A 9,771-nucleotide genomic window follows, 5' to 3' on the forward strand; every position below is an offset into this window, starting at 1 on the left:
CCCCACGACGCCGGAGCCGGCGCGACCGCAGCCGCAGCCCGCGCCGCCGCCGCGGAAGCCGCCGAACAACCTGGTAGGCCTGGTGCTGCTCGCGGCCTTTCTCGCGGCCGGCTGGGGGCTGGTCCGCGGCGTCGCGACAGGCCCCCTGACCTTCGCGTTCGTGATGCTGGGCTGGGTGCTCTCGGTGATGGCGCACGAGTTCAGCCACGCGCTGACCGCCTATTTCGGCGGCGACCACACCGTGCGGGCGAAGGGCTACCTGGCCTTCGATCCGCGGCGCTACGGGGACCTGGGAACCAGCGTCGTGCTGCCGATCGTCTTCCTGGCCCTGGGCGGCATCGGTTTCCCGGGCGGGGCGGTCTATCTGCGCAACGACCTGATGCGCGGACCGGTCTGGCGCGCGGCCGCGGCGCTGGCGGGGCCCTTCGCCACCTTCGTCGTGCTGCTGGTCCTCGCCTTCGTGGCCCGCGTCCTGCTGGCGACGGGCGGGGAGAGCCCGCTGTTCTTCGCCGTCGCCTTCCTGGCCTTCCTGCAGGCGACCGGGCTGATCCTCAACCTGCTGCCGATCCCGGGGCTCGACGGCTTCGGGGCGATCCGGCCGTTCCTGCCGGGCGCCTGGGCGCCGGCGATCCGCCGCGCCGAGGGGCTGGTCATGGTGGCGCTGTTCCTGCTGATCTTCCTCTCGCCGGTGGGCGGCCGCCTGCTGTTCGGCACGGGCGCGAGCCTCGCCGCGGCGCTCGGCGTGCCCTCCGAGGGCATCGGCGAGGGCTTCCGCGCCTTCCGCTTCTGGCGCGGCTAGGGGGCGCCCGGAAGCTCGAAGCCGGACGCCCGGGCTTCGGCGGCGCGAGCTCCCGAGCTATCGTGAGGGCCCCGCGCTCGAGGTCCGGCAGAATGGCGAAGCTCGTCTTCGGATTGTCCCAGTCTCTGGACGGCTACGTCGACCACCTGGAAATGCGGCCGGGGCCCGCGCTCTTTCGTCACTTCCTGGAGCACGTGCGCGGCCTGGCCGGCTGCATCTATGGCCGCCGCACCTACGAGATCATGCGCTATTGGGACGAGGACCTGCCCGAGTGGGAGGTCGACGAACGCGCGTTCGCGGCGGCGTGGCGAGCCCAGCCGAAATGGGTCGTGTCACGCTCCCTGAAGGCCGTCGGCCCAAATGCGACCCTCATCGAAGGCGACCTCGGGACGGCGATCGGCAAATTGAAGGCTCGGCTGGTCGGAGAGATCGATGTCGCCGGACCGGACCTGGCGCGAAGCCTGAGCGACCTTGGTCTGATCGACGAGTATCGCCTGTATTTCCGACCCATTGTGCTGGGTCGCGGTGCGCCCTTCTTCGCCGGCCCGCGGCCGCCGCTCCGCCTGGCGGCGAGCGACCCGATTGGCGAGGACACGATCCGCTTGACCTACGTTCCCGCCTGAGCGCCGGACCCGTCAGGCCCGCTGGGGTCGGTGGGGACTCGCCGAACTAAGCGCCCGCGGCCGCGAAATCCAGCTCGGCGGTGGTGACGGCGCCGGCGGTCCGTCCGGGAGCCTTTTGGTAGGCCCAGTAGAGGTTGGTGTGGGCGATCACCTGGTCCGGCGGCGGCGCCCCCCATTGGGAGAGGTCCTCGGTCGTGTGGGCGTCGCGCACCAGGATCACGTCGTAGCCGCGCACCAATCCGCCGTGCAGGGTGGAGCGGATGCAGGCGTCGGTCTGGGCGCCCGCGACCACCAGCCGGCCGACGCCGAGCCGTGCCAGCACCTTCTCCAGCGCCGTCGCCTCGAAGGCGTCGCCGTAGGCCTTGCCGACCAGCGGCTCGGCGGGATCGGGCGCGAGCTCGGGGACGATGCGCCAGGCCTCGCTGCCTTCGGGCAATTCCTCGCTGGCGTGCTGCACCCAGACGACGGGAACGCCCTCGCGGCGGGCCTTGGCGACGAGGCTCGCGATGTTCGCCACCACCGCCTGGGAATTGTGCGAAAGCGCCATCACGCGGTTCTGCACGTCGACGATGAGAAGCGCGGCGTTCGGCCGGTCGGAGAGCGTGGTCATGCCCGCCAGCTAGCCGCCGAGGACCGGCGTTGTCCAGACACGCCCGGGGGCCGCGGGTTTTCGCGTGCCCTTAAGGATTGGCGGCCGCATCCTTCGGGTCGTCCATGACCCCGATTCGCCCCGTCCGCATCCTCGGCCTCGATCCGGGGCTCCGCCGCACCGGCTGGGGCGTGGTGGTGGTCGAGGGCGCGCGCCTGGCGCACGTGGCGCACGGGGTGATCCGCCCCGACGAGGCCGCGCCGTTCGCGATTCGCCTGCTCACCCTTTTCGAGGCGATCTGCGAGGTCATCGCCGCGCACGCCCCCGACGAGGCCGCCGTCGAGGAGACCTTCGTCAGCGCCAACGCCTCATCGACGCTGAAGCTCGGCCACGCGCGGGCCGCCTGCCTGATCGCCCCGGCCCGCGCGGGCCTGCCGGTCGCGGAATACGCCGCAACGGTGGTCAAGAAGGCGGTGGTGGGGACCGGCGGCGCCGACAAGGCGCAGGTGGGCTTCATGATCCGCCGGCTCCTGCCGACCGCCGGCGAGACGACCGCCGACGCCGCCGATGCGCTGGCCGTGGCGATCGCCCACGCGCACGCCCGCAAGGCGCGCACGCTCCGCGGCGCGGCGTAGCAGGCTTCACGATTGATCAAGCGATTCACCGCGGATTACGGCATGTTGGAACAGATGCTGAACGTGAGTCGCGGATGATCGGGCGCCTGCGCGGGATCGTGGCCGAGACGGCCGAGGAGGACGCCCTGATCGACGTGGCCGGGGTGGGCTACGTCGTGCGCTGCGGAGCCAGGACGCTTTCGCGGCTGCCGGAGATCGGCGGCGAGACCGTGCTGCACGTGGAGACCCAGTGGGGCGAGCAGACCGGCATGAAGCTCTACGGCTTCCTCTCCCGCGAGGAGCGCCGCGCCTTCGTGATCCTGCTGTCGATCCAGGGCGTCGGGCCGAAGGCGGCGCTGTCGGTGCTGGACGTGCTGCCGCCGGCCGAGCTCGCCGCCGCGGCCGCGCGCGAGGACAAGGCGGCGATCGCCCGCGCCCAGGGCGTCGGGCCGAAGCTCGCCCTGCGCATCGCGACCGAGCTGAAGGACAAGCCGATCACCGACGGGCCCGTGGCGGCCTTCCATGGCCAGATCGGACCCGCGCAGCCTGCCAGGCCCTCGGTCCCCGGCGAGGCGGTGGCCGCCCTGATGGGCCTGGGCGTCGCCGAGCCGGCGGCGCGGCGGGTCGTCGAACAGGCGGCCGTGCGGTTGGGCGATGAAGCCGCCGCCCCCGCGCTGATCAAGGCCGCGCTGCAGGAGCTGGGCCGGTGACCCGCCTGGTTTCGGCCGAGCCCGAGCCGTTCGAGCCGCAGGACCGGGCGATGCGGCCGCAGACGCTGGCCGAGTTCGTCGGCCAGGCGCAGGCCAAGGCCAACCTGCGGGTGTTCATCGAGGCCGCCCGCGGGCGCGGCGAGGCGCTCGATCACGTGCTGCTGTTCGGCCCGCCGGGGCTGGGCAAGACCACGCTGGCCCAGATCGTGGCCCGCGAGCTGGGCGTCAACTTCCGCGCCACCTCCGGCCCGGTGCTCGCCAAGGCCGGCGACCTGGCGGCGATCCTCACCAACCTCGAGCCGCGCGACGTGTTGTTCATCGACGAGGTCCACCGGCTGGCCGCCAACGTCGAGGAGATCCTCTACCCGGCCATGGAGGACCACGTCCTCGACCTGATCATCGGCGAAGGCCCCTCGGCGCGCTCGATCCGCATCGACCTGGCCCCCTTCACCCTGGTCGCGGCGACGACGCGGGCGGGCCTGCTGGCGACGCCGCTTCGCGACCGCTTCGGCATCCCCCTGCGGTTGGAGTTCTACAGCCCGGAGGAGCTGAAGACCGTGCTGACCGGCGCCGCCGGCAAGCTGGGCCTGGCGCTGGACGAGGAGGGCGCCTCGGAAATCGCGCGGCGGTCGCGCGGCACGCCCAGGGTCGCCGGACGCCTGCTCAGGCGGGTGCGCGACTTCGCCGCCGCCGACGGGGCCGCGCTGATCGACCGCGCGGCCGCGGCCTCGGCGCTCGCCCGCCTCGACGTCGACGAGCTCGGGCTCGACGCACTGGACCGCAAGTACCTCAGGGCGCTCATCGAGCACTACGCCGGAGGCCCGGCCGGGGTGGACACCCTGGCCTATGCGATCGCCGAGGCGCGCGACGCGGTGGAGGACGTGATCGAGCCCTTCCTGCTGCAGCAGGGCTTCATCCAGCGCACGCCGCGCGGCCGGATGGCCACGGCCAGGGCCTACGATCACCTGGGCCTCGCCGCCCCGCCGCCCCTCGCCAGGCCCGGCCAGGCGGAGCTGTTCGAGGAATGAGCCGTCCGCTCATTCCCGCGCAGGCGGGAATCCATGCGGAGCCGCAACAACCGCTCGCCCTCTTGAGCACGTCGGCCGATTCAGCTTGGGTCCCCGCCGTCGAGGGGATGAGCGGTGAGTGAGATGGACCAGGCGCCGAGCGCCGGCTGGCTGGACGGCCGCGAGCACGTCCTGCCGGTGCGCATCTACTACGAGGACACCGACTTCACCGGCGTCGTCTATCACGCCAACTACCTGCGTTATTTCGAGCGCGGCCGCTCCGACTTCCTGAGGCTGGCCGGCGTCAGCCACCAGGGGCTCCTGGACCTCGCCGATCCGGCCGCCTTCACCGTGACCCGCATCGCCGTCGACTTCCGCCGCGCCGCGCGCATCGACGACGCGCTCCTGGTGCGCACCACCTACGATGCGGTGAAAGGTCCCAGGCTGCTGATCAGCCAGAGGATCGTGCGGGAGGACGCGCTGATCGCCGCCGCCCAGGTCGAGGCGGCCTGCATCGGCCTGGACGGGCGCGCCAGGCGGCCGCCGCCCGGGCTGGTGGCGGCGCTGAAGCCGCTGTTTCCCGAGCCTCCGCCTTAAGTTCGCCACCGGTTCGGTTGAACCGAAACCTCGAAGCTTCCGCAACATCGCCCGTGCAAATGGATCCTGCCGCCGTAAGCCCCGCATCCTTCTCGCTCGTCCACCAGATCGTGAACGCCGACTGGGTCGTGAAGCTGGTCATGGCGGGCTTGGCGATCGCCTCGCTGTGGTCGTGGACAGTGATCCTCGACAAGACCTTCCGGTTCGGCGCGCTGAACCGCGAGGCCGACCGGTTCGAGGACGCGGTGGGCTCCGGCCGCAGCCTGGAGGAGGTGGCCGCGGAGTCCGGCGAGCGGGCGCGCCATGCGCTGCCGCGCATGCTGCAGAGCGCGCTTCGCGAATGGCGCGACGCCCGCGCCAAGGGCGTCGCCGAGGGCGCGCAGGCGGCCTTCCTGATCCAGCGGATCGACCGGGTGCTCGACACCATCATCGCGCGCGAGAGCCAGCGGGTGGAGGAGGGGCTGGGCCTGCTGGCCATCGTCGCCACGGCCTCGCCGTTCATCGGCCTGTTCGGCACGGTCTGGGGAATCATGCACGCGTTCCAGTCGATCGCGATCCAGAAGAACACCAACCTGGCGGTGGTCGCCCCGGCGATCGCCGAGGCGCTGTTCGCCACCGCCATCGGCCTGATCGCGGCGATCCCGGCCTACATCGCCTTCAACGCCTTCTCGACCAAGGCCGGCAAGTACGCCGCGCGCCTGGAAGGCTTCGCCGACGACCTCTCGACCGCCATCCAGCGGCGGCTGGCCGAGAGGGTCTGACATGGGCCTGTCCGCCAACGACGCCTTTGCGGCCTCGGGCGGCGGCCGGCGCAGCCGCAGGCGCTACGGCCGCGGCCGGCGCGGCACGCTTTCGGAGATCAACGTCACTCCGCTGGTCGACGTGATGCTGGTGCTGCTGATCATCTTCATGATCTCCGCGCCGCTGCTCACCGCCGGCGTCCCGCTGGAGCTGCCGAAGACGGAAGCCTCGGCGATGCAGAACGAGTCCAAGCCGGTCAGCATCTCGATCCGCGCGGACGGGACGATCTTCGTGCAGAACGACCAGGTCGCCTTCAGCCGGCTCAGCCCGCGCCTGAAGGAGACGGTCGGCGACAATCCCAAGCGGCCGATCTACGTGCGCGCCGACGGCCGCGCCTCCTATGAGACCGTGGCGCAGGTGATGGCGGCGCTCTCCACCTCCGGCTTCAGCTCGATCAACCTGATCACCGACACCGGCGGGCCGTCCTCGGGCGGCGATCTGGGCCAGGCGCCGCCAGCGCAGGAGCCCGCGACGCGGTGAGGCGAACGGAGGTCAACCCCGCCTTCGTGGGCTCGCTCGCCCTGCACGCCCTCGTGCTGGCGGCGCTGCTCATCTCCTGGCGGTTCACCCACGAGCTGAACATCGGCTCGGCCGTGCCGGTGACCATCGTCGCCAACGCCGACGTGAGCGACCTGCGCGCCGCCGAGCAGGCCCCGCAGGCGCAGACCGCCCAGACCGAGGCGCCGCAGCCGCAGGCCCCGCCCCAGGCCGCCCCGCCGCCGCAGCCCGAGCCCACGCCCGCGCCCGCGCCGCCGAAGCCCGCGCCCAAGCCCGCCCCGGCGCCCGCCCCGACCAAGGCCGAGAAGCCGGCCAAGCCGGAGAAGAGCCTCGACCTCGACGCGCTCGCCGCCAGTCTCTCCCGCTCGGCCTCGCACGCCCCGGCCAAGCCCTCCTCGGCCGCGAAGGGCGCGGCCCGCCCCGAGACCGCGCAGCAGGCGCGCGCGGCGGTGGGCGCGGGCCAGGGCCACTCGGCCGCCGCCCTCAATGGCCTGGTCGCCGAGTTGCAGCGGCGCTGGAATCCCAACTGCGAGGTGCAGGGCGGCCGCGACGTCGTGGTGGCGGTCACCTTCCAGCTCGACGCCGGCGGCGGGGTGGTGGGCCAGGTGGGCTCGCAAATCGTGCGCGGCCAGGGCGCCGTCGCCCAGGTGGGCGCCACGCGCGCGGTCAGCGCCGTCTACGCCGCCGCCCCGTTCCGCAATCTGCCGCGTGACCTCTACGGCCAGCGCGTCAAGGTCAATTTCATCGCGCAGGACGCTTGCTCGTGACACGATCCTTTTTCCGGAGCATAGCCATGCGGTTCATGAGCCTCGCCTTCGCTTTCGTGGCCGCCTTGACGCTGAGCTTCGCGCTCGCGCCGCCCGCCCGCGCCGAGATCGAGGTCAACGTCAACCGCGGCGACGTCCAGCCCCTGCCGATCGCCATTCCGCCGTTCGGCGGGCCGCAGGGCGCCGACATCGCCGGCGTGATCTCGGCGAACCTCCAGCGCTCGGGCCTGTTCCGGCCGCTGGATCCGGCGAGCTTCGTGGAGCACGACCTCGATCCCGCGGTGCAGCCCCGCTTCGCGCTGTGGAAGCAGATCAGCGCCCAGGCGCTGCTGAACGGGCAGGTGACGGCGGAGAACGGCCAGCTGCGGGTCGCCTTCCGCCTGTGGGACGTGAACGCCGAGCAGCAGCTGCTGGGCCTGGAGTTCACCTCCACGCCCGACAACTGGCGGCGGATCGCCCACAAGATCTCCGATGCGGTCTATGAGCGGCTGACCGGCGAAAAGGGCTATTTCGACACCCGCGTGGTGTTCGTGGCCGAGAGCGGCGGGCGCACCGCCAAGGTCAAGCGCCTGGCGATCATGGACCAGGACGGCGCCAACCCGAGCTACCTCACCGACGGCTCGTTCATCGTCATGACGCCGAGGTTCTCGTCGAATTCCCAGGAGATCACCTACATGGCGCTCAGGCCGGAGGGCTCGGCCGTCTACCTGTTCAACCTGGAGACCGGCCGGCGCGAGAGCCTCGGGCAGTTCCCGGGCATGGTGTTCGCGCCGCGCTTCTCGCCCGACGGATCGAAGGTCGCCTTCTCCGTCGCGCACGCCGGCAACAGCGATGTCTACGTGATGGACCTGCACAACCGCACGAGCGTGCGGCTGACCTCGGATCCGGCCATCGACACCTCGCCGTCCTTCTCGCCCGACGGCCGCAGCATCGTCTTCAATTCCGACCGCTCGGGCAGCCCGCAGCTGTATGTGATGGGCGCCGACGGCTCGAATCCGCACCGCATCTCGTTCGGCGAGGGCCGCTACACCACTCCGGTCTGGAGCCCGACGGGCGAGTACATCGCCTTCACCAAGCAGACCGGCGGCGAGTTCCACATCGGGGTGATGAAGCCGGACGGCTCGGACGAACGCATCCTGACCTCCAGCTACCTCGACGAAGGGCCCACCTGGGCGCCGAACGGGCGGGTGCTGATGTTCGCCCGCGAGGCCGCCAGCGGCGCCTCGCGGCTCTGGACCGTGGACGTCACCGGCCGGATCCTGCAGCCGGTGCCCTATCCGCTCGGCGGCTCCGACCCCGCCTGGTCGCCCCTCCTGCAATAGGTTTGCCTCGCCCGACCTCGCCCCTAAAGTCCCGTCGAAAAGGAGACGTCTTCGCCATGGTTCCGATCCCAGACCGCAAGACCGCCCTGCGCATCGCGCTCGTCGCGACGGCCGCCGCCTCGCTGGCGGCCTGCGCCCACCGGCCGAAGCCGAGCTACCCGACGACCCCGCCGGCCGCGGCCGCTCCGGCCCCGCGCGCCGAGACCGCGCCGCCGCCGGCCCCGGTCAGCCAGCAGGCGATCCCCGGCTCCGAGCAGGACTTCGTGATCAACGTGGGCGACCGGGTCTATTTCGACTTCGACAAGTTCCAGATCCGTCCCGACGCCCAGCCGATCCTCGACGCCCAGGCCGCCTGGCTCGTGAAATACCCGGCCGTCAGCGTCCGCATCGAGGGGAACTGCGACGAGCGCGGCACCCGCGAATACAACCTCGCGCTCGGCGCGCGGCGGGCCAACGCGGTGCACGACTACCTGGTGGCGCACGGCGTCTCGTCCGGCCGGATCACCACCATCTCCTACGGCAAGGAGCGGCCGATCGATCCCGGCTCCGGCGAGGAAGCCGACCAGCACAACCGCAACGCCCACACCGCGATCACCGGCGGGGCGGCGAGCCGCTGATGGGCAAGCGACGCGTCGCGCTCGTGGCCGCCCTGGGGCTCGCGCTCTGCGCGGGCGCCGTGGCGGCCCAGACGCCGGTGGACGAGAGCCTTTCCAAGCGCGACGCCCGGCGGCTCGACAACATGGAGAAGGTGGTCGGCGAGCTTCGCAGCATCGTGTTCCGGGCGCGCGACAGCAAGCAGCCCATCGTGGTCGAGCCGGCCGACACCGACGCCCGGCTCTCGGAGCTCTCCAGCCGGCTGGGCGACCTCGAGCAGACCCTGACACGGGTCAACGGCTCGCTGGAGACCACCGCCCACCAGCTGGACGAGGCCAAGCGCGAGAACGCCGCCCTGCGGGGCGACGTGAAGGCGCTCTCCGACAAGCTGAGCGCGCTCGAGCAGAAAGTCGATGCGGCGCAGGCTGCGACCGCCGCGGGCGGCCCCGCCGCCGGGCCTGCAGCGGAGGCCGGACCGCCCCCGCCACCCGCGGCCAGCCCGACGGAGGCGTTCGCCCAGGCCCGGCAGCTGATGCTGGCCGGCAGCTACGACGCCGCAGAGGCCGCGTTCCGCGACTACGTGGCCGCCTACCCCGACGCGCCGAAGACGCCCGAGGCCCGCTACTGGTGGGGCAAGACCCTGCAGGTGCGCGGCGCGCACGCGGAGGCCGCGACCGCCTTCATCGGGGCGATCCGCGGCTGGCCGAAGACCGTCTGGGCGCCCGACGCCCTGGTGGAGCTGGCCCGCGAACTCAACGCGCTGAAAAAGACCACCGACGCCTGCCAGACCCTGGCCGAGCTGCCGCGGAAATATCCCAAGGCGAGCGCGCCGGTGAAGGGCCGGGCGGCG

13 protein-coding genes are annotated in these 9,771 nt (G+C 72.2%); 12 read left to right on the forward strand and 1 reads right to left on the reverse strand.

Going from position 1 to position 9,771, the window contains the following annotated elements; all coding sequences use genetic code 11:
• Positions 1-799, forward strand: a 799-nt coding sequence (locus VLI41_RS13745; protein ID WP_325268650.1) for a site-2 protease family protein, incomplete at its 5' end; no start/stop codon positions are given.
• Between the two features lie 92 nt (positions 800-891).
• Positions 892-1,422, forward strand: coding sequence for a dihydrofolate reductase family protein (locus tag VLI41_RS13750; RefSeq protein WP_325268651.1), 531 nt, complete (start codon positions 892-894; stop codon positions 1,420-1,422).
• Between the two features lie 46 nt (positions 1,423-1,468).
• Here VLI41_RS13750 and VLI41_RS13755 read toward each other — a convergent pair whose 3' ends face one another.
• Positions 1,469-2,032, reverse strand: a complete 564-nt coding sequence (locus VLI41_RS13755) for an isochorismatase family protein (protein ID WP_325268652.1) — start codon at positions 2,030-2,032, stop codon at positions 1,469-1,471.
• Between the two features lie 104 nt (positions 2,033-2,136).
• Here VLI41_RS13755 and ruvC point away from each other — a divergent pair, with 104 nt between their 5' ends.
• The 10 genes from ruvC to ybgF all read left to right on the forward strand — a co-directional run.
• The gene (gene ruvC, locus VLI41_RS13760) at positions 2,137-2,646 is read left to right on the forward strand and encodes a crossover junction endodeoxyribonuclease RuvC (RefSeq protein ID WP_325268653.1); all 510 of its coding nucleotides are present in this window, start codon (positions 2,137-2,139) and stop codon (positions 2,644-2,646) included.
• 74 nt (positions 2,647-2,720) lie between these two features.
• Entirely contained in the window at positions 2,721-3,335 is a 615-nt protein-coding gene (gene ruvA, locus VLI41_RS13765; RefSeq protein WP_325268654.1) for a Holliday junction branch migration protein RuvA, read from the forward strand.
• Positions 3,332-4,363 carry a Holliday junction branch migration DNA helicase RuvB gene (gene ruvB / locus VLI41_RS13770; RefSeq protein ID WP_325268655.1) on the forward strand — a complete coding sequence of 344 codons (1,032 nt, stop codon included), beginning with the start codon at positions 3,332-3,334 and terminating at the stop codon, positions 4,361-4,363. Before ruvA ends, ruvB begins: the two co-directional genes overlap by 4 nt.
• Positions 4,364-4,486: 123 nt before the next feature.
• Positions 4,487-4,939, forward strand: coding sequence for a YbgC/FadM family acyl-CoA thioesterase (locus VLI41_RS13775; RefSeq protein WP_325268661.1), 453 nt, complete (start codon positions 4,487-4,489; stop codon positions 4,937-4,939).
• A gap of 59 nt (positions 4,940-4,998) precedes the next feature.
• On the forward strand, positions 4,999-5,700 hold the full coding sequence (tolQ, locus tag VLI41_RS13780; protein ID WP_325268662.1) for a protein TolQ: 702 nt from the start codon (positions 4,999-5,001) through the stop codon (positions 5,698-5,700).
• A gap of 1 nt (position 5,701) precedes the next feature.
• Positions 5,702-6,220 carry a biopolymer transporter ExbD gene (locus VLI41_RS13785; RefSeq protein ID WP_325268656.1) on the forward strand — a complete coding sequence of 173 codons (519 nt, stop codon included), beginning with the start codon at positions 5,702-5,704 and terminating at the stop codon, positions 6,218-6,220.
• Complete coding sequence (locus VLI41_RS13790) at positions 6,217-7,005, forward strand: energy transducer TonB (RefSeq protein ID WP_325268657.1); 789 nt, start codon at positions 6,217-6,219, stop codon at positions 7,003-7,005. Before VLI41_RS13785 ends, VLI41_RS13790 begins: the two co-directional genes overlap by 4 nt.
• 26 nt (positions 7,006-7,031) lie before the next feature.
• Complete coding sequence (tolB, locus tag VLI41_RS13795) at positions 7,032-8,327, forward strand: Tol-Pal system beta propeller repeat protein TolB (protein WP_325268658.1); 1,296 nt, start codon at positions 7,032-7,034, stop codon at positions 8,325-8,327.
• A gap of 56 nt (positions 8,328-8,383) precedes the next feature.
• On the forward strand, positions 8,384-8,944 hold the full coding sequence (gene pal, locus VLI41_RS13800) for a peptidoglycan-associated lipoprotein Pal (protein WP_325268659.1): 561 nt from the start codon (positions 8,384-8,386) through the stop codon (positions 8,942-8,944).
• On the forward strand, positions 8,944-9,771 hold an 828-nt coding region (ybgF, locus tag VLI41_RS13805; protein WP_325268660.1), incomplete at its 3' end, for a tol-pal system protein YbgF. The genes pal and ybgF, both read left to right, overlap by 1 nt.

It is taken from the genome of Phenylobacterium sp. (assembly GCF_035475775.1).
Taxonomy (GTDB): Bacteria; Pseudomonadota; Alphaproteobacteria; order Caulobacterales; family Caulobacteraceae; genus Phenylobacterium.

What these genes read in the sequence shown, in the direction of transcription:
- VLI41_RS13750 (WP_325268651.1), top strand. Translation starts at nt 892, where the DNA reads ATGGCGAAGCTCGTCTTCGGATTGTCCCAGTCTCTGGACGGCTACGTC.
- ruvC (WP_325268653.1), top strand. Translation starts at nt 2,137, where the DNA reads ATGACCCCGATTCGCCCCGTCCGCATCCTCGGCCTCGATCCGGGGCTC.
- VLI41_RS13785 (WP_325268656.1), top strand. Translation starts at nt 5,702, where the DNA reads ATGGGCCTGTCCGCCAACGACGCCTTTGCGGCCTCGGGCGGCGGCCGG.
- pal (WP_325268659.1), top strand. Translation starts at nt 8,384, where the DNA reads ATGGTTCCGATCCCAGACCGCAAGACCGCCCTGCGCATCGCGCTCGTC.
- VLI41_RS13755 (WP_325268652.1), bottom strand. Translation starts at nt 2,032, where the DNA reads ATGACCACGCTCTCCGACCGGCCGAACGCCGCGCTTCTCATCGTCGAC.
- tolQ (WP_325268662.1), top strand. Translation starts at nt 4,999, where the DNA reads ATGGATCCTGCCGCCGTAAGCCCCGCATCCTTCTCGCTCGTCCACCAG.
- VLI41_RS13775 (WP_325268661.1), top strand. Translation starts at nt 4,487, where the DNA reads ATGGACCAGGCGCCGAGCGCCGGCTGGCTGGACGGCCGCGAGCACGTC.
- tolB (WP_325268658.1), top strand. Translation starts at nt 7,032, where the DNA reads ATGCGGTTCATGAGCCTCGCCTTCGCTTTCGTGGCCGCCTTGACGCTG.
- ruvA (WP_325268654.1), top strand. Translation starts at nt 2,721, where the DNA reads ATGATCGGGCGCCTGCGCGGGATCGTGGCCGAGACGGCCGAGGAGGAC.